The organism is Pseudomonas sp. WS 5411 (assembly GCF_012985595.1).
Lineage (GTDB): Bacteria > Pseudomonadota > Gammaproteobacteria > Pseudomonadales > Pseudomonadaceae > Aquipseudomonas > Aquipseudomonas shahriarae.
This window is the reverse complement of record NZ_JAARMC010000001.1, coordinates 121989-142371: the sequence shown is the minus strand read 5'-3', so window position 1 is coordinate 142371 and position 20383 is coordinate 121989. Positions and strand designations below refer to the sequence as shown.

18 protein-coding genes are annotated in these 20383 nt (G+C 62.0%); 8 read left to right on the top strand and 10 right to left on the bottom strand.

The genetic code is table 11. From position 1 onward, the window contains the following. Nucleotides 1-9: 9 nt before the first annotated feature. Nucleotides 10-1440 (bottom strand): di-heme oxidoredictase family protein, encoded by a 1431-nt coding sequence (locus HBR93_RS00655; RefSeq protein WP_057958652.1) that lies wholly within the window; start codon nucleotides 1438-1440, stop codon nucleotides 10-12. Between the two features lie 147 nt (nucleotides 1441-1587). Here HBR93_RS00655 and HBR93_RS00650 point away from each other — a divergent pair, with 147 nt between their 5' ends. After that, nucleotides 1588-2151 (top strand): nitroreductase family protein, encoded by a 564-nt coding sequence (locus HBR93_RS00650; protein ID WP_057958653.1) that lies wholly within the window; start codon nucleotides 1588-1590, stop codon nucleotides 2149-2151. Nucleotides 2152-2297: 146 nt separating this feature from the next. Here the strand turns inward: HBR93_RS00650 and HBR93_RS00645 are convergent, their stop codons facing one another. From HBR93_RS00645 to gap, 7 genes are all read right to left on the bottom strand, one after another. Beyond that, nucleotides 2298-4436, bottom strand: a complete 2139-nt coding sequence (locus tag HBR93_RS00645) for a methyl-accepting chemotaxis protein (protein WP_169959679.1) — start codon at nucleotides 4434-4436, stop codon at nucleotides 2298-2300. Nucleotides 4437-4562: 126 nt separating this feature from the next. Further along, nucleotides 4563-4967 (bottom strand): YbaN family protein, encoded by a 405-nt coding sequence (locus tag HBR93_RS00640; RefSeq protein WP_057439386.1) that lies wholly within the window; start codon nucleotides 4965-4967, stop codon nucleotides 4563-4565. Between the two features lie 177 nt (nucleotides 4968-5144). After that, a complete protein-coding gene (locus HBR93_RS00635) occupies nucleotides 5145-5753 on the bottom strand; it encodes a biliverdin-producing heme oxygenase (RefSeq protein WP_115128847.1) in 609 nt (202 codons plus the stop codon). A gap of 128 nt (nucleotides 5754-5881) precedes the next feature. Continuing rightward, a complete protein-coding gene (locus HBR93_RS00630) occupies nucleotides 5882-8449 on the bottom strand; it encodes a TonB-dependent receptor (protein ID WP_169959678.1) in 2568 nt (855 codons plus the stop codon). 115 nt (nucleotides 8450-8564) lie between these two features. Then, the gene (locus HBR93_RS00625; protein WP_115128845.1) at nucleotides 8565-9533 is read right to left on the bottom strand and encodes a FecR domain-containing protein; all 969 of its coding nucleotides are present in this window, start codon (nucleotides 9531-9533) and stop codon (nucleotides 8565-8567) included. Nucleotides 9534-9615: 82 nt separating this feature from the next. Further along, a complete protein-coding gene (locus tag HBR93_RS00620; RefSeq protein ID WP_057439388.1) occupies nucleotides 9616-10134 on the bottom strand; it encodes a sigma-70 family RNA polymerase sigma factor in 519 nt (172 codons plus the stop codon). Between the two features lie 186 nt (nucleotides 10135-10320). Continuing rightward, nucleotides 10321-11322, bottom strand: a complete 1002-nt coding sequence (gap, locus tag HBR93_RS00615; RefSeq protein ID WP_029295415.1) for a type I glyceraldehyde-3-phosphate dehydrogenase — start codon at nucleotides 11320-11322, stop codon at nucleotides 10321-10323. A gap of 221 nt (nucleotides 11323-11543) precedes the next feature. Here gap and edd point away from each other — a divergent pair, with 221 nt between their 5' ends. From edd to HBR93_RS00595, 4 genes are all read left to right on the top strand, one after another. Continuing rightward, nucleotides 11544-13370: a phosphogluconate dehydratase gene (gene edd, locus HBR93_RS00610; RefSeq protein WP_057439389.1), complete on the top strand. Its 1827-nt coding sequence runs from the start codon at nucleotides 11544-11546 to the stop codon at nucleotides 13368-13370. Further along, a complete protein-coding gene (locus HBR93_RS00605; protein ID WP_057439390.1) occupies nucleotides 13367-14323 on the top strand; it encodes a glucokinase in 957 nt (318 codons plus the stop codon). Before edd ends, HBR93_RS00605 begins: the two co-directional genes overlap by 4 nt. A gap of 126 nt (nucleotides 14324-14449) precedes the next feature. Continuing rightward, nucleotides 14450-15181, top strand: a complete 732-nt coding sequence (locus HBR93_RS00600) for a response regulator transcription factor (RefSeq protein WP_057439391.1) — start codon at nucleotides 14450-14452, stop codon at nucleotides 15179-15181. Beyond that, nucleotides 15171-16625 (top strand): ATP-binding protein, encoded by a 1455-nt coding sequence (locus HBR93_RS00595; protein WP_169959677.1) that lies wholly within the window; start codon nucleotides 15171-15173, stop codon nucleotides 16623-16625. The genes HBR93_RS00600 and HBR93_RS00595 overlap by 11 nt, the downstream gene beginning before the upstream one ends. A gap of 104 nt (nucleotides 16626-16729) precedes the next feature. Here HBR93_RS00595 and HBR93_RS00590 read toward each other — a convergent pair whose 3' ends face one another. Continuing rightward, the gene (locus tag HBR93_RS00590) at nucleotides 16730-17659 is read right to left on the bottom strand and encodes an AraC family transcriptional regulator (RefSeq protein ID WP_057439392.1); all 930 of its coding nucleotides are present in this window, start codon (nucleotides 17657-17659) and stop codon (nucleotides 16730-16732) included. A gap of 328 nt (nucleotides 17660-17987) precedes the next feature. Here HBR93_RS00590 and HBR93_RS00585 point away from each other — a divergent pair, with 328 nt between their 5' ends. Further along, nucleotides 17988-18329, top strand: coding sequence for an antibiotic biosynthesis monooxygenase family protein (locus HBR93_RS00585; RefSeq protein ID WP_057958661.1), 342 nt, complete (start codon nucleotides 17988-17990; stop codon nucleotides 18327-18329). 8 nt (nucleotides 18330-18337) lie between these two features. Beyond that, nucleotides 18338-18619 (top strand): hypothetical protein, encoded by a 282-nt coding sequence (locus tag HBR93_RS00580; RefSeq protein WP_169959676.1) that lies wholly within the window; start codon nucleotides 18338-18340, stop codon nucleotides 18617-18619. A 164-nt stretch (nucleotides 18620-18783) separates the two neighbouring features. Here HBR93_RS00580 and HBR93_RS00575 read toward each other — a convergent pair whose 3' ends face one another. Further along, nucleotides 18784-19416: a flavin reductase family protein gene (locus HBR93_RS00575; protein ID WP_120734035.1), complete on the bottom strand. Its 633-nt coding sequence runs from the start codon at nucleotides 19414-19416 to the stop codon at nucleotides 18784-18786. A 196-nt stretch (nucleotides 19417-19612) separates the two neighbouring features. Between HBR93_RS00575 and HBR93_RS00570 the strand changes: the two genes are divergently transcribed. Next, on the top strand, nucleotides 19613-20368 hold the full coding sequence (locus tag HBR93_RS00570) for a hypothetical protein (protein ID WP_169959675.1): 756 nt from the start codon (nucleotides 19613-19615) through the stop codon (nucleotides 20366-20368). Nucleotides 20369-20383: the final 15 nt, after the last annotated feature.

Sequence of the window (20383 nt, the reverse complement as noted above, 5' to 3'; positions counted from 1 at the left end):
GGGCAAAGCTTATAGAGAATTCAGGAACGCGAGCAATGCTGCTCGCTGCTGCGCATTAAAAGACAACACCTGTTGCTGCGCCGCCTGGGCCTCACCGCCGTGCCACAGCACGGCTTCGAGCAGGTTGCGGGCACGGCCGTCATGCAGGAACTGGGTGTGGCCACTGACGTTTTGCGTCAGGCCAATGCCCCACAACGGCGGCGTGCGCCAGTCGCGGCCACCGGCCTTGAACTCGCTGCGGTTATCGGCCAGGCCCTCGCCCATGTCGTGCAGCAGCAAATCGCTGTACGGGCGGATGACCTGGTTGGCCAGCTCCGGTTCGGCGGCATTGCTGGCGGTGGTGAACTTCGGTGTGTGGCATGCCTGGCAACCGGCCTGGAAAAACAGGTTCTTGCCGTCCAGCACTTGTTGCGCGTTGACGTCGCGTCGGGCGGGCACGGCCAGGTTCCGGGTGTAGAACAGCACCAGGCGCAGGATGTTATCGCTGACTTCCTGCTCGCCATTTTCGCCGTTGCCGTTGGGCGCCTGCTTACAGGCAACCTGTGCGTCGGTGCAGTCGTCCATGGGCCGCAGGCTGGTGGTCAGGCCCATATCACCAGAGAACGCGTGAACATTTTGTTGATTGAGGTTCGGCTGCCCGGCTTTCCAGCCAAAGCGCCCGAGCACGGTTTTTTGCTGGGCATCGTCCCAGACCCAGTTCGGGCGGCCGAGCACGCCGTTTTTGTCCGGGCGTTTGCTGGCGTTTTGCAGGATGTCCGCGTCGCTGATGGCTTCGAGCAGGCCCAGGCCGATCATCGGCGGTGCTACACGGGCGGAAAACCGCGTATCCGGGTGCATCGGCCCGTAGCCGAGCTGGGTGATCTGCAGGCTCGGCTTGCGCAACTCCACCACCGTACCGTCATTGAACGTAACGTTGACCGGTGTGTAGTCGACCCGCACTTTGCCTTCCGGGACGACACCGGGCACGGCCATGTCCTGCAACTGCCCGCCATACACCGGCTCGGGCACGATCCCCAACTGTTCGATGACCTTGGCATAGGGCGGCGAATCCGGGATCGACAGGCGTACCAGCATCGACACCGCATTGTTGGCCTCAGGCGCGGGCGGATGGCCGCGCCCGTCCTTGATATGGCAGTTCTGGCAAGCATTGGTGTTGAACAGCGGCCCCAGCCCGTCGCGGGCGGTGGTGGTGGCCGGGGCGATCACCCATGGATTGCGGAAAAAACTGTTGCCGACGCTGAAGTCCAGGCGGCGGGTTGGTGCCAGGTTGGCCGACGGCAGAGAAAAGGCATTCTGGTCGGTCTTGCGCACTGTGGTGCTGCCCCCCGAACGGGCTTCACCGGGCTCGGCCTGGGTAAACGTCGGCGGCGGGGCGTCATCGCAGGCACTCAGGCTCACGGCCATCAAGAGTGCAGACAGGCGAAGAAGCAAACGGGGCATCAAGAATCCTGGAAGACGGGCGAGGGTGGATGAAATTCAGGGGCAAAGTCTAACAGGGCGGGGCGGATTGAATAAGAGCAATTATCGTTTGCTCCAATCTGATGCATTCCCGCTAGAATGACCGCACATTTTTTTTGGAGGTGGCCAATGCAGGCTCTCGACGCTTTGCTCAACCGTGTTTCCGTACCGCGCCTGCTGGAACCGGCCCCTACTGCCGAGCAGCGCGAAGTGCTGTTCGCGGCAGCCATGCGTGCGCCGGACCACGGCCAACTGCGGCCGTGGCGCTTCCTCACCGTGGAAGGCGCAGCCCGCGAGCAAATGGGCACCCTGCTGGCCGAAGCGGCCCGCCTGCAAGACCCCGAGGCCCCGCAAGCGGTGATCGACAAGGCGCAGAATGGCCCGTTGCGTGCGCCGTTGGTGGTGGTGGTGATTGCCCGTCTGCAGGAGCACTTCAAGGTGCCCAAGTCCGAGCAATTGCTGGCGGCGGCCTGTGCGGCCCACGGTATTTTGCTGGCGGCGTATGCCCAGGGTATTGGTGCGGTGTGGCGGACCGGGGATTTGTCGTATTCGGCGCATGTGGCCAAGGGGTTGGGGCTGAGTGCGGGTGAGGAAGTGATTGGCTTCCTTTATTTGGGCACTGCGCAAAACCCGCCGCGGACGGCGGCGAAAGAAGACATCACGGCGTTTGTCAGCGCCTGGACCGGTGTCTGACTCACCGCAAATCTGCTGGTGCTGTATGTGGGAGCGGGCTTGCCCGCGATAGCGCAGTGTCAGTCGCCGGATTTACTGACGGGTCCACCGCTATCGCGAGCAAGCCCGCACACACATGGGGTATTTCATCGTTTCCGGACCTGGGTCTACACCCGGAACTGATCCATCAGTTTCATCTGCTGGTTGGCCAATGCATTCAACTGGCTGCTGATCGCTGCCGATTCAGTGGCCTGACCGGTCAAGGTCTCGGTCACGGTACGGATCGCCGAAACGTTGCGGTTGACCTCTTCGGCCACGGCGCTCTGTTCTTCGGCAGCGCTGGCGATTTGCAGGTTCATGTCGCTGATCACCGTCACCGCATCGCTGATCTTGCCCAGGGCCTGGACCGCCTGCTGGATCTGCCCGGCGTTGTTCTGCGCCTGGCTCTGGCTCGAATGCATGGTGGTCACTACCCCACGGGTCGCGCTCTGGATACGTTCGATGACCAGGCGGATTTCTTCCACTGAGTCCTGGGTGCGTCGCGCCAGGTTGCGCACTTCGTCTGCCACTACCGCAAAACCCCGTCCGCTTTCCCCGGCGCGTGCCGCTTCAATCGCCGCGTTGAGCGCCAGCAGGTTGGTCTGCTCGGCAATGCTGCGGATCACCTCCAGCACCGAGCCGATCTGCTCACTGTTGACCGCCAGGGCTTCGACCTCGGTCACCGCCTTGCTGACTTCTTCGGCGAGGGTGGTGATATCGCGGGTACTGCGCTCGATAATCGCCATGCCTTCACGGGCCGATTGATCGGCGCCGCGTGCTGCACTGGCCGCATTTGAGGCGCTGTTGGCCACCTCATGGGCGGTGGCGCTCATCTCGTTGGAGGCGGTGGCCACCTGGTCGATCTCGCGAAATTGCACCTGCATGCCTTCGCTGGTCTGGCGCGCGATTTCCGAGGACTGATCCGCAGTGCCACGGGCTTCAGTGATGCTCTGCTTTATCTGGGCGATGGTCGGCTGCAGCTTGTCGAGGAAGCGATTGAACCAACTGACCAGCTCCCCCAGTTCGTCTTTTTTCGTGTAAGTCAGGCGCTGGGTCAGGTCGCCGTCGCCGCTGGCAATATCCTTGAGCATCGCCGCCACGCTGTTGATCGGGCGAGTCACACCCGTCGCGGTCAGCCACATCAGCAGCAGGCCCAGCAGGCCAGCCACGGCGCCCACCAGCAACGCCTGGAGTGTGCCGCGGGCCTGGGCGTCATCGAGCACGCCTTGCAACTTGACCGAATCGGCCAGCAGCACGTCCTTGGGCAGCTTGATCAACACGCCCCAGGGCTTGGCACCAGCAATCGGCTTGAGCGGATATACCGCGCGGATCGTGTCGTCCTGCTCGCGGACCTTGCGCGTTTCACTGGCCAGCAGTTGCACGATCTCTTTGCCTTCGCCGCCAAGCATATCGACGATGCTCTTGCCGACCTTGTCCGGCTCGCCACTGTAGCCGGCGATCAGGCCACTGCTGGAGAGGATTTCCATGATTCCGGCGCCGTCGAACAGCTCTTTTTGCGCGGTATTGGCCGCCGCTTGCAGGGCGTCCAGGGCAATGTCGATGCCGATCACCCCAATCACCTTGCCGTCGGCCAGCAGCGGCAGGGAGATGGTGGTCATCAGCATCGACTTGCCGGCCACTTCGTCGGCGTACGGGTCCAACAGGCAAACGCTGCGGGTATCCCGTGGGCAGGTGTACCAGATGTTGTAGGGCGTGCCGCTGAGATTGAGGGTGGTCTTGGTCAGGTCCGCTTCCACCATGATCGTGTTCAGGCCTTCACCGCCGGCCCGGCTCCAATAGCTGGAGAAACGCCCGGCTTCGTTGGAGGCGCGCAGCTTGTCGTCGATAAATTCGCTGTCCTTGCCATCCAGGCCGTTGGGTTCAAACGACAACCAGATCCCCAGCACCTTGGTGTTGCGCTCGAAGGCGGTCTTGATCTGCTGATTGAGTTCCTCGCGCACGGCCCCTGCTTCCAACGAGCGCTTGGCGGCCATGTTGCGCAAGTCCTTGACCTGATCGGCGAGGGCGGTGACCACCAACAGGCTCTCGCCGAAGGCTTTCTGTACCTGTACCGCCTGCTCGGCGGCCTTGGCCTGGAGCAGGTTTTCCACGCTGGTGGTGAGCATCTGCGAACTTGAGGCGCTGACCAGTTGGTCGTTCTGGTTGGTCTGGTAGATGTTCAGACTGACGATCAGCGCAATCACCCCCAACAGGCAGAGGCCGGAGAGCAGCACGATTTTCAAGCGGATGGAGAGGGTGTCGAACATGGGCTTACTCGCGATTGGACTTGTTGGTGTGCAAGCAGGGCAACGGCCAAGTCCATTCGGCGCTATGCCCGGAACATCGGCACCGACGGGTAATTCATGAGGAACAGGCGATGAGCGGTAGGGCGCTCAGGCGGGGGTTCGCGCCAGGCGTTCGGGGCGTGACCAGATCCACAGGTTGCCCAGGCTCATGCCGGCGATCGCCAGGTAGATCGGCCAACCGTGATCGAGCATCACCAGCATCAGGCCGGCACACAGCAGCATGCTCACGGTGGCGCTGACCTTGGCCCGGCGCGCGATGATCTTGCCGTTGCGCCAGTTGAACAGGATCGGCCCGAACAGCCGGTGGTTTTCCAGCCACGCGCTCAGGCGCGGCGAGCTCTTGGTGGCAGCCCAAGCGGCCAGCAGGATGAATTCGGTGGTGGGCAGGCCCGGTATGACAATTGCGATCAAGCCGATCCCCAGGCTGACATAGGCCAGCAGGCCGAACAGGATTCGGGCGAGCTTGGAGGAGGAGGGGGCGGGGGCTGTCATAGGTACGATTTGTCTGGGTTTCGAAAAATCTGCAAATGGAGCGCGATCAACATGTGGGAGCTGGCTTGCCTGCGATGCAGACGCTTCGGTGTATCAGTTAGACCGAGGCGATGCTATCGCAGGCAAGCCAGCTCCCACATACGCCAGCTCCCACATTCATGACATGCCAGCAGCGGGTCAGGCCAGTTCTGGGGCGCTAGCGTACGCCTGTTCCAGCAACACGGTGAAGCGTACAAAGGCATCCACTGCACCTTTTTCCGCCGCCGCTTCTTCTTCGGCGCTCAGCTCCAGGCTATCGAGGGTGCGGGTGAAGCGCTTCCAACCTTCGGCACGGCCACCGGCCGGCTCGCCGAGGTGGCGGGCCCCGAAGGTTTCGCTCAGGCCCAGGCCAACGGCACGTTTGATCAGGAATGCCGCGCCCAGCTTGGAGCCTTCGGAGACGAACAGCCAGCCCAGGGCCTCGGCCTTGCTCGGGTTCTGCACGGCACCGGCCACGGGGGCAGGCACTTCGGTTTCCAGGTCGGCCAGGTCCAGCTTGGCGGCGTCGGCGCGGCAGCGCTCGGCCAGGTCGGGCACCAGCTTGATCAGCTCGGGATCGTTGTACAGCGCCACCAGTTCCGACTGGAACAGGTACTGCGCGACCACGAAACGGGCGAAGTTGGCCTGGGTTTCAAACGGGGCGTGAGCCTTGACCAGGGCGTCGAGCTTGGTGTGTGGCTCGTGGGTGATCTGGTTCAGGCGCTGGGAGCGCAGGCTTGCGCGTTCTGTGGTGGTGGAAGCGGTCATTGGATGTCCTTGAGAAGGAAAAGCGCCTTGTTGCCAGGCTGTTATTACTAGACGAACAAGAAGACGCGTCACAGTAAAAAATCCTCACCCCGGCCGGCGATAAAGCCGGCGAGGCGGGGTTGCGTGGGTCAGATGTCCCAGATCAGGTTGATCGCAAAGTTACGCCCTGGCTGGGTCAGGCGGTCCAGGCTGGCCGGCGAGGTCACGCCGGCTTCGCCCACGCCGTCGTAGCTGCGCACGTCATCCCAGTTCCAGTATTTCTTGTCGGTCAGGTTGTACAGGCCGCCGTTGACGGTCAGCTCGTCGGTGACTTTGTAGAAGCCGGTCAGGTCGACGATGCCAAAGCCCGGGGTCTTGAACGGGCCGTTGGCCTTGATGCCGGTCGGGGTAAAGAACGTGGCGCTGTCCACCCGGTTCTGTTTCTTGACCAGTGTCCAACTGACCAGCGCACCGTAGGTGTCCTGGTCGTAGCCCAGGCCGAACACACCCTTGAGCGGGTTGACGCTGTTCAGCGGCTGGCCGGTTTCGTCGTTGCGGCCGTGGGCGTAGGCAATCGCGCCTTTGCTGTACAGGCCTTGCGGCGCGCCGAAGGCGTCCAGGTTCAAGCGCCCTTTGACCTCCATGCCCTTGATGGTGGCGCGCTTGATATTGCCGGGCTGGAAGATGGTACCGGTTGGACTCAGTGCGGCGTTGTCCTCGTCAATGAAGTCACGGTACTTGTTATAGAACACCGCGACGTCGAAATTGCCTGAGTCGAAGTTGCCACGGATTCCGGTTTCGTAGCTTTTGCTGGTTTCCGGCTTGAGGTTCGAGTTGGGCTCGACGACATAGTTTTCTTCCAGGTTTTCAAAACGGCCATACAGCGCTTTGGCTGATGGCGTGCGGAAACCTTCGGCGTACTGGCCAAACCAGGTGTACTGCTCGGTCAGTGCGTAGGTCACGCCCAGTTTTGGCGAGAAGCGATGCCAGGTTTTGTTCGAGTCGTCGTGGGGGTACTTGCGGTCCGGGTCGGTGGTATTGAGGAACGCTTCGGTCAGTTTGGGTTTGAGCTGGATGTAGTCGTAGCGCAGGCTGGGCAGGAAGGTCCAGTCATTCCAGCTGATCTGATCCTGGGCAAACAGCGCGTAGCTGTTGATGGTCGGATCGGGGAAATCGCTGGCTTTTTTCACGCTGTCGGCAGGGGTTGGGCTCGGTGCGCCGATGGCAGTGCAGCCCGCGCCTACAGCCAGGCAGGTCGCCGCACCTTCGCGCGAACCGGTGACTTTCTGCTGCTTGATCGTGGTGCCGTAGGTCAGCAGGTGATCGGTATCGCCGATGACGAAGGCCTTGTCCAACTGCGCGTCGAACACCCACTGCTTTTCTTCGTAGAGGGTGTCGCGGGTACGCAGCACGCGGCGGCCGGCCTGATAGATTTCGCTGGTGGCCTGGTCGGTCTTGGCGATCTGGTAGTTGAGGCTGGTCTTGATGTGATCGGCAATCGGCGAGTCGAGTGAAAACTTGTTCTCCAGGCCAAAGCGTTCGCGGGTGATGGTGTCGTTACCGCGGCGGTCACGGTACATGTTCGTGCCCTGGCCCTCGAGGAAGATCCCGCCCACCGCACTTTTCTGGTTGATGTCGCGGTCGTCCTTGTACTTCTCGTAGGTCAGGCCCAGGCGGTTGTCTTCGCCGTAGTTCCAGCCCAGCTTGGCCAGCACGTTGGTAGTGCGCACGTCTTCCGGGTTGGCGCCGGTGCGGGCCAGGCCGGTGGCGTTGTTGCCGTTATGAGACTCCATCTCGTGGCCGTTGCGCTGACTCAGGTGCAGCAAACCGTCGAAGTCCTGCACCCGGCCGGCGACGGTGCCGGAGGTCAGCCAGCTTTCGTCCGCCGAGCTGTAGCCGGTCTTCAGGCGCGCGCCCACATCCTGGCCGGGCTTGATGATGTCATCCGGATCGAGGGTGAAGTAGCTGACGGCGCCGCCGATGGCGCTGCTGCCGTACAGGGCCGAGGCCGGGCCACGGATGATTTCCACGCGCTTGACGATTTCCGGGTCGACATAGTTGCGCCGGGTCTTGGCGTACGGGCCGTTGAAGAAGTTGTCCGGCACCTCTACACCGTCGACCTGGGTGAGGATGCGGTCGCCGTCGATCCCGCGAATGTTGTAGCCGGTGTTACCGGAGCGGGTGCCCGCGCCACCGACCGAGACGCCCGGTTCGTAGCGCACCAGTTCGCGGATGGTGTTGACGTTCTGGCGGTCCAGCTCCTCGCGCTCATGCACGGTGACGGTGCTGGGCACGCTGTCTACCGCTTGTTCCTGACGGGTGGCGCTGATGGTCATTTGCTGCAGGGTGATAGCACTGCCCGCCGTGCGCTTTTCCAGGACGATGTTGTTGTTGCCCAGTTTGCGGTAGTTCAGGTTGGTCCCCACCAACAGCCGATCCAGGGCCTTTTCCGGTGTCAGTGAGCCCCGTGCGCCGGGGGAGGAAACCCCTTGGCCCAGTTCGGCGGGCAGGCCGATCTGCCAGCCGGTGACGGCGGTAAAGGCGTTGAGCGCCGACACCAGGGATTGCTGCTCGATGCTGAAGGTGTAATTGGCGTGGCTGCGCGCAGCGGGTTCGGCGGCAGCGGCCGTCAGGACCGGGCTGCCTGCCAACAGGATCGCGGCGGCCAGCAGGCAAAGTGTGGGCGAAGAGGACCGGCGGTTGAAACGAGAGGACATCGAGAGCGCTCCGAGGTACGAGTCTTATAGTTGCGAGCCTGAATCAAATAGGAATCAGTTGCATTGGCTAAGACGAGACGTACCAGCAGAGGTTATCGAGTAAAAATAATTATTCTCAATTGAGAATGACTAGCGCGGGGAACTCCGAGAGCCTGGCCGAGGTGATATGCGCCAGGGAGCGCACTACGTCCAGGGGCTGGTCCAGGCGGTAATTACCGGTCACCGCGACGCTGGCCAGTTGCTCGTTGGTGTTGACGATCCAGCCCGGGTAATAGCGCCGCAGCTCTGCCAGCACTTCACTCATCGGGCAGTTTTCAAAGACCAGTCGGCCCTGGACCCACGCCAGCTCCTTGGTCGCATCGAGTTTGGAGGGTTGGCCGAAGCCCTCGGGGCCGACGCGGATGCTTTCGCCGGCACTCAGGCGCACCCGGTTGTTGCCGAAGGGGGTACTCAGGTCAACGTCTCCGCGTTGCACCTGAACCTGGGCCTCACCGTTGAGATAACGCACAGCGAATGCCGTATCGCTGACACTGGCGCGCACTGGGCCGGCGTCGATTTGCAGGGGCAGGCCACGGTTGGCCGCGACTTCGAAAAACGCCTCGCCCTGGTACAGGCGGGCGATGCGCTGATGTTCGTCGATGGTGCTGGAAAACGCCGAATTGGTATTGAGCAGCACCTTGGAGCCGTCATCCAGCTGCAGGCGCTGGCGCTCGCCGACCACGGTCAAATGGTCGGCCTGCAGGCGCACCGGCAGGTTGCTGAAGCTGAACAGCCCGAGCAGCAACACCGCCGCCGTGGCCAAGGGCTTCCAGTGCGGCTTGATGCGCCGCCAGGCGCTGGGCTTGCGCGGTGCATTGAGGGCCACGGCGGCGCTGTGTACCGGCGCACCGCCCCAGGCGGCCTGGGCTTTGGCGAAGGCTTGGGCGTGACTCGGGTCGGCGGCGAGCCAGGCCTGGAACTCGGCCTGCTGGCCTGGCTGCGGGCATTGCAAAGCGATCAGCCAGTCGAGGGCTTGGTCCATGGCCGCATGTTGCAACACCTCATGAGCCAGCTCATGGGGGCGCAGTTTGTTCGGGTCCGTCACGGTGTTCCTCGGGTCTTCGCCACGTTTTATTCAGTGTCTTGCGTATTTTTGCGACATTTCTGTCGGCTTGTCCCGACAAAGCTTAAGGGTGATCGAGTCGTTCGGCCACACCTATGCAGATGGCCATGATCAATTTCAGTTCCTTTTGCACGGTGCTCAAGGACACCTGCAACTGGTCGGCAATCTCCTGATAGCTGCAGCCGTGCAGGCGGCTGAGGATAAAGATCTGCTGCTGGCGGGCGCTCAACTGTCCGAGGCTGACACTCAGGTGCTCCAGCAATTGCTCGGCGTGGGCGGCATCTTCGGGCGTCGTGACCGGGGAGGCGACGCTTTGCAGGACATCCAATGGGACATCTTCCTGCAAGGTGCGGGACTGGATCCGACGCGCGCGCAGATGGTCGAGGGCCAGGTTGCGTGCGGTCTGGAACACGAAAGGTTCGAGGTGATCAATCGGTCGCTCGCTGAGCGCCCGGGTGACGCGCAGGTAGGTTTCCTGCAACAGGTCCTCGGCGGTGCTGTGGTTATTCACCATCCGCTGCAAGGTGCGCAGTAGCACCACCCGTTGGGTGAGGAAGACTTGATTGAAGCGAGATAGGCTCACAGTGATACCGGACCAATTGGCAGTTAATGATAATGCTTATCATCAACGCAAATGGCAAGTGGCTATTTCTCTGAACCCACGCAAGACAAATGTGGGAGCGGGCTTGCTCGCGAATGCGGTGGGTCAGTAATGAATGTATTGACTGACCCACCGCATTCGCGAGCAAGCCCGCTCCCACAGGGGGGGTTACTCGGCGTTACACAGCGCCAGGCAGTTATCCAGCATACGGTTGGAGAAGCCCCATTCGTTGTCGTACCACGCCAGTACCTTGAGCAGCTTGCCGCTGGACTTGGTGTGGTTGGCGTCGAAGATCGACGACAGCGGGTTATGGTTGAAGTCACTGGAAACCAGCGGCAGGGTGTTGTAGCCGAGGATTTTCGAGTGTTGGCTGGCTTCTTTGAGCAGCGCGTTGACCTCATCGGCCGTGGCTTCTTTTTTCAGTTGCACGGTCAGGTCCACCAGCGACACGTTGATCACCGGCACGCGCACCGCCATGCCCGTCAGCTTGCCCGCCAGTTCCGGCAGGACCAGGCCCACCGCTTCGGCTGCACCGGTCTTGCTCGGGATCATGTTCTGCGTGGCCGAGCGGGCGCGGTACGGGTCGGTGTGGTAGACGTCGGTCAGGTTCTGGTCATTGGTGTAGGCGTGGATGGTGGTCATCAGGCCGCTTTCGATACCCAATTCGCGGTGCAGCACCTGGGCCACCGGCGCCAGGCAGTTGGTAGTGCAGGAGGCGTTGGAGATGATCTGGTGGGATTGACGCAAGATGTCATGGTTGACCCCGTAGACCACGGTGGCATCCGCGCCCTTGGCCGGGGCCGAGATAATGACCTTGCGCGCGCCGGCGCTAATATGGGCCGCGGCCTTGTCACGGTCGGTGAACAGACCGGTGCATTCGAACACCACGTCGATCTTGTGCGCCGCCCACGGCAGGTCGGCGGGGTTGCGAATGGCACTCACGGCGATCCGGTCGCCATTGACGGTCAGGCTTTCCTGATCGTGAGCAACCTCTGCATCGAAAGTGCCATGGACGGTGTCGTATTTGAGCAGGTGGGCATTGATCGAACTGTCGCCCAGATCATTGATGGCGACGATCTGCAAATCCTGGCGGTAACCTTGGGTATAAAGTGCGCGCAGGACGTTGCGGCCAATACGGCCAAAACCATTGATTGCAATCCGAAGAGTCATTTGAAAGCGCCTGTCGTCGATTTGTTGTAAGAATTACAAGATTATTCGCATAAAAATAGAAAACAAGCCTTTTTAGTGGCAATATTTTGTTCAATCTACAACGAGTGACCTGAATCAACTGGTCCGATGATCCAAACGACTCCCTGCCATCCCATGAGCGGTGGGCGTTTGATCAGCATAGACACTCAGGTCGCCACATCCGTTAGCCTGGAGTTCTACACATGCATCCCCGCGTACTTGAGGTCACCGAACGCCTTATCGCCCGCAGCCGGGCAACCCGTGAGGCGTACCTTGCGCTGATTCGCGGCGCGGCCAGCGACGGGCCGATGCGCGGCAAGCTGCAATGCGCCAACTTTGCCCACGGCGTGGCCGGGTGCGGCACTGAAGATAAAAACAGCCTGCGGATGATGAATGCCGCCAACGTGGCAATTGTTTCGTCATATAACGACATGCTCTCGGCGCACCAGCCGTACGAACATTTCCCGGAACAGATCAAAAAAGCCCTGCGCGAAGTCGGCTCGGTCGGCCAGTTCGCCGGCGGCACCCCGGCCATGTGCGACGGTGTGACCCAGGGCGAGCCGGGCATGGAGCTGAGCCTGCTCAGCCGCGAAGTGATTGCCATGTCCACGGCGGTAGCGCTGTCCCACAACATGTTCGACGCCGCGCTGATGCTGGGGATCTGCGACAAGATCGTCCCGGGCCTGATGATGGGCGCCCTGCGTTATGGCCATCTGCCGATGATCTTCGTGCCCGGCGGGCCGATGCCCTCGGGGATCTCCAACAAACAGAAGGCCGATGTGCGCCAGCGCTATGCCGAAGGCAAGGCCAGCCGCGAAGAACTGCTGGAATCGGAGATGAAGTCCTACCACAGCCCCGGCACCTGCACCTTCTACGGCACCGCCAACACCAACCAGTTGCTGATGGAAGTGATGGGCCTGCACTTACCCGGCGCTTCGTTCGTCAACCCGTACACACCGCTGCGCGATGCACTGACCCGCGAGGCTGCGCACCAGGTCACGCGCCTGACCAAGGCCAATGGCAACTTCACACCGATCGGCGAGATCGTCGACGAAAAATCCCTGGTCAACTCCATCGTCGCTCTCAACGCCACCGGCGGCTCGACCAACCACACCCTGCATATGCCGGCCATCGCCATGGCCGCGGGCATCATCCTCACCTGGCAGGACATGGCCGACCTCTCGGAAGTGGTGCCGACCCTGTCCCACGTCTACCCGAACGGTAAAGCTGATATCAACCACTTCCAGGCGGCGGGCGGCATGTCGTTCCTGATCCGCGAGTTGCTGGAAGCCGGCCTGCTCCACGAAGACGTCAACACCGTGGCCGGCCATGGCCTGAGCCGCTACACCCAGGAGCCATTCCTGGTGGATGGCGAACTGGTCTGGCGTGAAGGCCCGATCGAAAGCCTCGACGAAAGCATCCTGCGCCCGGTGGCCCGTGCCTTCTCCCCGGAGGGTGGCTTGCGAGTGATGGAAGGCAACCTCGGCCGTGGGGTGATGAAAGTCTCGGCCGTGGCCCTCGAGCATCAAATCGTCGAAGCGCCGGCCGTGGTGTTCCAGGACCAGCAGGACCTGGCGGACGCGTTCAAGGCCGGCCAGTTGGAGAAGGATTTTGTCGCGGTGATGCGCTTCCAGGGCCCGCGCTCCAATGGCATGCCGGAATTGCACAAGATGACGCCGTTCCTTGGTGTGTTGCAGGACCGGGGTTTCAAAGTCGCATTGGTGACAGACGGGCGCATGTCCGGCGCCTCGGGTAAGATTCCCGCCGCGATTCACGTCAGCCCCGAAGCCCAGTGCGGTGGGGCGCTGGCGCGGGTCAAGGATGGCGATATCATTCGCGTCGATGGCGTCAAAGGCACCCTCGAGCTTAAGGTGGACGCCGAAGAATTTGCAGCGCGCGCGCCTGCCACGGGCCTGTTGGGCAATAACGTGGGGGCCGGTCGCGAGCTGTTTGCATTTATGCGCCTGGCCGCAAGCTCCGCAGAGCAGGGCGCCAGCGCCTTTACCTCTGCCCTGGAGACACTTAAGTGAAACTTGCGCTGGTTGGTGACATCGGCGGTACCAACGCCCGGTTTGCGTTATGGCGGGACCAGGCACTGCATTCGATCCGGGTGCTGGCCACGGCGGATCACGCCAGCCCTGAAGAGGCGATCAAGGTCTACCTCGCCGAGGAAGGCCTGGCGCCGGGTTCCATCGGCGCGGTGTGCCTGTCGGTGGCCGGGCCGGTAAGTGGTGATGAGTTCAAGTTCACCAACAACCATTGGCGCCTGAGCAAGACCGCGTTCTGCAAGGCCCTGCAAGTGGACGAGCTGCTGCTGGTCAATGACTTCTCGGCCATGGCCCTGGGCATGACCCGCCTGCAACCCGATGAGTACCGCGTGGTCTGCGCCGGCACCCCGGAGCCGTGGCGCCCGGCCGTGGTGATCGGCCCAGGCACAGGGCTGGGCGTGGGCACCTTGCTGGACCTGGGCGCCGGCCGCTGGGCCGCGTTGCCGGGCGAGGGCGGGCATGTCGACCTGCCCCTGAGCAGCCCACGGGAAACCCAGTTGTGGCAACACATCTACAACGAGATCGGGCATGTCAGCGCCGAGACCGCCCTGAGCGGTAGCGGTCTGCCACGCCTGTACCGGGCGATCTGCGCGGTGGACGGCCATCCGGCGGTATTGGAAACCCCGGAGGCGATTACTGCGGCAGGGTTGGCTGGCGATCCGGTGGCGATGGAGGTCCTCGACCAGTTCAGCATCTGGCTGGGCCGCGTGGCCGGCAATAACGTGCTGACCACCGGCGCCCGGGGTGGGGTGTATATCGTGGGCGGGGTGATCCCGCGGTTTGCCGAGTTCTTTATCAACAGTGGCTTTGCCAAGAGCTTTGCGGACAAAGGTTGCATGAGCGACTACTTCAAAGGGATCCCGGTGTGGTTGGTGACGGCGCCGTATTCCGGGTTGACCGGGGCGGGTGTGGCGTTGGAGCAGGCATTTGCGTAGGCAGTGATGGCCTCTTCGCGGGCAAGCCCACTCCCACATTTGATTGTGTTCACAAATCAAAATGTGGGAGTGGGCTTGCCCGCGAAGAGGCCCTAGAGAGCACCCCATAACAACAAGGAGGCCCCCGTGAGCGTAATCAGTAAATCCATTCTTCTCGTCGATGACGACGAGGAAATCCGCGAGTTGCTGCAAACCTACCTCAGTCGCGCCGGCTTCCAGGTGCGGGGCGTGCCCAATGGCGCAGGGTTTCGCCAAGCCATGGACGAAGCCCCATGCGACCTGGTGATCCTCGACGTCATGCTGCCCGACGAAGACGGCTTCAGCCTCTGCCGCTGGGTACGTCAGCACCCGCGCCAGGCCCAGGTGCCGATCATCATGCTCACCGCCAGTTCCGACGAGGCCGACCGGGTAATCGGCCTGGAGCTGGGCGCCGACGATTACATCGGCAAACCCTTCAGCCCCCGTGAGCTGCAGGCACGCATCAAGGCCCTGTTGCGCCGCTGCCAGTTTGGCCAGGAGCGCAGCGGTGGCGATGTGCTGGTGTTTGATGAGTGGCGGCTGGACATGATCAGCCATCGCTTGTTTCACGTTGATGGCGAGGAAGTCATCCTCTCCGGTGCCGACTTTGCCCTGCTCAAACTGTTCCTCGATCACCCGCAGCAAATCCTTGATCGCGACACCATTGGCAATGCCACCCGTGGCCGTGACCTGATGCCCCTGGACCGCATTGTCGATATGGCCGTCAGCCGCCTGCGACAACGCCTGCGCGACACCGAGAAACCGCCACGGCTGATCCGCACCGTGCGCGGCAGCGGTTACCAACTGGCGGCCAGTGTGGTTGCCAGCAATGCCCACTGAGCGCCGGCGCATTCCGGTCCCGCGTTCCTTGTTGGGGCGCATGCTGCTGCTGACCCTGTTGGCGGTGCTGTTTGCCCAGGCTTTATCCAGCGTGATCTGGGTCTCGCAGCTGCGCGCCACCCAGCTTGAGGGCCTGGTCACCAGCGCCCGCAGCCTGGCCCATTCGATGACCGCCAGCGTCAGTTATTTCCGTTCCCTGCCGGTGGCTTATCGCCCGCTGGTGCTCGACCAGTTGCGCAGCATGGGCGGCACGCGCTTTGTGGTGACGCTCAACGACAAACCGCTGGATATGCAGATCTTGCCGCAAACCCCGCGCAAACAGGCGGTGCTCGGCGCGGTGGACGAAGTGCTGCGCCAGACCCTGGGCGGTGACGTGCATTTTTCGGTGGAGTTTGTCAGTGCAGAAGACCTGCGCATCTTCAATGCCGGCCTGAAACTCGATGAGCTGCCACGTTCCTGGGCGCATTACGCGCTGACCCTGGAGCCGGTCAACCCGCCGGTACTGGTGACGCAGATCGAGTTGGGCGCCGGCGAATGGCTGTATATCGCCTCGTTGCTGCCCGAGCCCTACACCAGCCTCGAAGAACAGGGTCTGCCGTCCCAGCAAGTGTGGTTTATCGTGCTGACCAGCGGCTTTCTGTTGCTGTTTATCGGCTTGCTGGTGCACTGGCAAAGCCGGCCGCTCAAGCGCCTGGCGCGGGCGGCGCGGGACCTGTCCCTGGGCGCCGACGTGGAGCCGGTGGCCGAAGGCGGCGGCAGCGAAGTGGTGGAGGTAGGCCGCGCGTTCAATGCCATGCGCGAGCGGATCAGCCGCTACCTGACCGAACGCAGCCAGTTGTTCAGCGCAATTTCCCACGACTTGCGCACACCAATCACACGCCTGCGGCTGCGGGTGGAACTGCTGGAAGACGAAAAGCTGCAAGCCAAGTTCGGCCGTGACCTGGATGAGCTGGAACTGCTGGTCAAGGGCGCGTTGCAGTGCGTCAAGGACACGGACATCCACGAGAACATCGAGCCAGTGGACCTCAACCATGTGCTCGACTGCCTGGTGGAGCCGTATCTGGCGCCCAACGGCAATGGCCGGGTGACCCAGCACGGCCGGGCGTTGACGGCCTATCCGGGCAAGCCGCTGGCGCTCAAGCGCTGCATTGGCAACCTGATCGACAACGCCTTGAAGTACGGGCAGAACGCCCATCTGCGTATCGAGGACGATGGTGCGCAGTTCATCCTGCATGTGGATGACGAGGGGCCCGGTGTACCGGAGCAGCGTCTGGAGCAGGTCTTCGAACCGCACTTTCGTCTGGCCGGGCAGCAGCAGGGCTATGGCCTGGGGCTGGGGATTGCACGCAATATCGCCCATAGCCATGGCGGCGAAGTGAGTTTGCAGAATTTGCGCGAAGGTGGCCTGCGGGTGACCTTGCAACTGCCCCGCACCCCGGACTAAGTAGCGCTGCCGAGCCTATGTGGGAGCTGGCTTGCCTGCGATAGCGGTACATCTGACCCACCGCCATCGCAGGCAAGCCAGCTCCCACAGCGGTCCGCAGTAGGTCAGAGGCTCTGGCGCAACCTGGCCAAATCTCTAAGCGGCGGCGCCCCAAACAATCGGCTGTATTCCCGGCTGAACTGCGACGGGCTCTCATACCCCACCCGATACCCCGCCGCCGAGGCTTCCAGGCCTTCGGCGATCATCAGGCGCCGCGCTTCCTGCAAGCGCAGTTGCTTCTGGTACTGCAACGGACTCATGGCCGTGATGGCCTTGAAGCGGTGGTGCAGGGTCGACACGCTGAGATTCACTTCCTTGGCCAGGTCATCAATGCGTAGCGGTTGTTCGTAGTTGCCGTTCAGCCAGGTGATTGCGCGGCTGACCCGATGGCTCTGGCTATTGGCCACGGCAATTTCGTACAGGCGATAGCCCTGTGGCCCACGCAGCAAGCGGTAGAGGATTTCGCGATTGATCAACGGCGCCAACATCGCGATATCTTTGGGCGTATCCAGCAGGCGTGCCAGGCGCAAGACGGCGTCGAGCAACTGGGTGTCGATCCGGTCGACATACATACCGCGCGCGGTCGGGCGCGTGGGCACCCCCATCGGGCCAGCTTCGGCTATCAGGGCGGTCAGTTGCGCCGGGTCGATATTGATGCGCACCGACAGGTTGGGGTCTTCGACCGTGGCGTCGATGACTCGCCCGGCCACCGGCATCGCGACCGAGAACACCAGGTAGTTGAGGGGGTCGTAGGCAAAGATTTCGTCGGCCAGGCGCACTTCCTTGCTGCCGTTGGCGAGGATGCACAGGGCAGGTTCAACCAGCACCGGCATGAAGTCGCGCGGCGTATTGTGGCGGTTCAGGTAGAGCGAAGTGATCGCGGTGCCGTAGGAACCGTCCTCCCAAGTGTGCCGGTGCACAATGCTGGCCAGTTCGGCGCGCTGTTTTTCCATCTCGGCATCGAGGGGAATGGACTGCTGTTCGGGCGACGACATGGAGCGTCCTCTGCATGCTTCTTTGATGGGCACAGCTTAGCGGTGGCGCTGCAAGCAGTGTTATGTCGATTCTGCACAATCCTTGCCTGATTCTGCGGCGCGTCTGGAATCAGGCAAGCCCCTCGGCCTGTCATCTGCCTGAAACAAGGCGCTTGTCCCTGCAATAAAGCCTGGGGCCGAGCCGGGTGTCTACGCTTCTGGCAGGATTGTGCAATAAGCCGGCAGGAATCGACTAACCGCGCAGGGGCCTGCGCCCGTATCTTTGATTGTGTGGCAACACGCCCTCACAGTGCTTGCCGAGCATCACTTCTCAACGGGAGAGTCGAACATGTCCACCCCCATTCCCGCGAGCCATCTGGCCTTTATCCGCGCCCGCAGCGGGTGCAGCACCGAACTGGGTGCACGCTTGAGCAGTTTGATCGAACCGGGCCGTCAGGCTCAGGGTTGCCTGCAATTCTCGTTGCAGCATTCCCAGGTTGACCCCGATGTCTGGCTGGTTTCAGGTTTCTGGAGCAGCGAACAGGCCATGAGTGCCTACTTCAGCTCGCCGGCGCTGGTGCTGTTTACCGAGTTGTTGAACGACAGGGTCGTGCGCAGCATGGACTTCCAGACCTTCACTGACGCCTGCGCCGACAAGGCTTATGGCGAGTACCTGCAACTGGCCGGTTAGGGTTTAGAATGGCCGACTTTCCATTGGCCAGGACCTGCAACATGGCACGTAAAGAATTTGCCCACCACGAAGCTGTTTCCGCCCTAGTGCGCGAAGACCAGGGCGGCTATAGCGCCGCCATTGCCGTCAAGGCACTGGACGGCATGAGCGCACCGTGCTTTCACAAGATCCTCGATGGCCAACTGTTCAAGACTGCCGACGACGCCGACGATGCGGCGGCCCAGCAACTGGAGCGCTTGAGCGATATCGACGAAGAGGGCCAACTGGCCTGGGCAACCGCAACAAACTAAAGAACACCACCGACCCAACGGTGGGCGCGGGGGGTTGTGTGGGAGCGGGCTTGCTCGCGAAAGCGGTGGATCAGTTCCAAATTGGCTGGCTGACACGACGCTTTCGCGAGCAAGCCCGCTCCCACACAAGCCCGCTCCCACATTTTTAATTGCATTCGATCCAATCAGGGTTTGGTAGCCCCTGGGCGGTACATCTTGAACAGCGCTTCCGGCCCCAGCTGGAAATAATCCGCTGGGCCGCCGCCCCGCAGAATCGGCTCGGCCGCCGCAGTGTCGTACACCCCATCCTTGAGCAACCATTTGGCGATATGCACCGCGACCACTTCGCCAAGCACCAGCCAACTGGGCACCAGTTCCTTGTCGGCCCGTTGCAGCTGAATGATCTGCGTGACCTTGCACTCGAACGACACCGGGCTTTCGCCGACCCGCGGCACAGCGATCACTTTGGAGGCCACTGGCGTCAGCCCGGCCAATTCAAACTCGTTGACCTCTGGTGACACGGCGGCGCAGCTCTGGTTCATCTGCTCGGCCAGCGGGCGCGTGGCCAGGTTCCAGACAAATTCGCCGGTCTGTTCGATGTTATTCAGGCTGTCTTTACGCCCGACACTGGAAAAACCAATGATCGGCGGGATGTAGTTGAAGGCATTGAAAAAACTGTAGGGCGCCAGGTTCAGGCGGCCTTCGCGGTCCTGGGACGAAATCCAGCCAATCGGGCGTGGGCCGACGATGGCGTTGAACGGGTCATGGGGCAGGCCGTGGCCGTTGGCGGGTTCGTAGAAATGGATATCGTCAGGCATGGACGGGGGTTCCTGCGGCGGGGAAAAGCGCAATAGTGCAGGCCCAAGGGCAGGATTTCTAGCGGATTGGCGGTGCCGCATGGAATTTTCATCCATCACCCACCTATTTTTCACAGGGCTGCGGCCAGTCTGCACGCCAGGTCGATACCCCCCATGAGTCGGCCTTTCGAGACTGAACTCTGGAGCCTTCTGCACAATGAACAAACTTCCTCAGATTACCCTGGCGTTCTGGGTTATGAAGATCTGTGCGACCACCCTTGGCGAAACCGCCGGGGACTTGTTGTCGATGACCTTGAACGTCGGCTATGCCATCAGCTCGATGATCCTGCTCAGCGTGTTCCTGATCACATTGCTGACGCAGTTATGGTCGAAATCCTACAACCCGGTGCTGTACTGGATCGTGATTCTGTCGACCAGTACGGCGGGCACCACCATGTCCGATTTTATGGACCGCACCCTGGGCCTGGGGTACGCCTCTGGCTCGATGATCCTGATTGTCCTGTTACTGATGGTGTTCGCCCTCTGGCACCTGAGCGGCAATTCGCTGAACGTGAACAAGGTGCAGACCCCGCGCGGCGAGCTGTTCTACTGGGTGGCAATCCTGCTCTCCAGCACCCTGGGCACGGCCCTGGGGGACTTCCTGGCCGACGACTCGGGCCTGGGTTTTGCCGGCGGTGCGATGTTGATCGGCGCGAGCATCCTGCTGGTGGTGGCGCTCAAGTACTGCACGACGGTTTCGTCGGTGGTGTTGTTCTGGGTAGCGTTTGTGTTGACCCGGCCCTTTGGCGCGACCCTCGGGGATTTCCTGACCAAACCCCATGAAAAGGGTGGCCTGGACTTTGGCACTGTCGGCTCATCGGCGGTGCTGGCGGCGGTGTTGCTGGTGATGATCGCCGGTGCCTGGTATGTACAGCGCCGGGATAACCGCCAGCTGCTGGCAGAGCTGTCCTGACGGGATAAAAAAGGG

What these genes read in the sequence shown, in the direction of transcription:
- HBR93_RS00655 (WP_057958652.1), bottom strand. Translation starts at nt 1,440, where the DNA reads ATGCCCCGTTTGCTTCTTCGCCTGTCTGCACTCTTGATGGCCGTGAGC.
- HBR93_RS00650 (WP_057958653.1), top strand. Translation starts at nt 1,588, where the DNA reads ATGCAGGCTCTCGACGCTTTGCTCAACCGTGTTTCCGTACCGCGCCTG.
- HBR93_RS00645 (WP_169959679.1), bottom strand. Translation starts at nt 4,436, where the DNA reads ATGTTCGACACCCTCTCCATCCGCTTGAAAATCGTGCTGCTCTCCGGC.
- HBR93_RS00640 (WP_057439386.1), bottom strand. Translation starts at nt 4,967, where the DNA reads ATGACAGCCCCCGCCCCCTCCTCCTCCAAGCTCGCCCGAATCCTGTTC.
- HBR93_RS00635 (WP_115128847.1), bottom strand. Translation starts at nt 5,753, where the DNA reads ATGACCGCTTCCACCACCACAGAACGCGCAAGCCTGCGCTCCCAGCGC.
- HBR93_RS00630 (WP_169959678.1), bottom strand. Translation starts at nt 8,449, where the DNA reads ATGTCCTCTCGTTTCAACCGCCGGTCCTCTTCGCCCACACTTTGCCTG.
- gap (WP_029295415.1), bottom strand. Translation starts at nt 11,322, where the DNA reads ATGACTCTTCGGATTGCAATCAATGGTTTTGGCCGTATTGGCCGCAAC.
- edd (WP_057439389.1), top strand. Translation starts at nt 11,544, where the DNA reads ATGCATCCCCGCGTACTTGAGGTCACCGAACGCCTTATCGCCCGCAGC.
- HBR93_RS00595 (WP_169959677.1), top strand. Translation starts at nt 15,171, where the DNA reads ATGCCCACTGAGCGCCGGCGCATTCCGGTCCCGCGTTCCTTGTTGGGG.
- HBR93_RS00590 (WP_057439392.1), bottom strand. Translation starts at nt 17,659, where the DNA reads ATGTCGTCGCCCGAACAGCAGTCCATTCCCCTCGATGCCGAGATGGAA.
- HBR93_RS00585 (WP_057958661.1), top strand. Translation starts at nt 17,988, where the DNA reads ATGTCCACCCCCATTCCCGCGAGCCATCTGGCCTTTATCCGCGCCCGC.
- HBR93_RS00580 (WP_169959676.1), top strand. Translation starts at nt 18,338, where the DNA reads ATGGCCGACTTTCCATTGGCCAGGACCTGCAACATGGCACGTAAAGAA.
- HBR93_RS00575 (WP_120734035.1), bottom strand. Translation starts at nt 19,416, where the DNA reads ATGCCTGACGATATCCATTTCTACGAACCCGCCAACGGCCACGGCCTG.
- HBR93_RS00570 (WP_169959675.1), top strand. Translation starts at nt 19,613, where the DNA reads ATGAACAAACTTCCTCAGATTACCCTGGCGTTCTGGGTTATGAAGATC.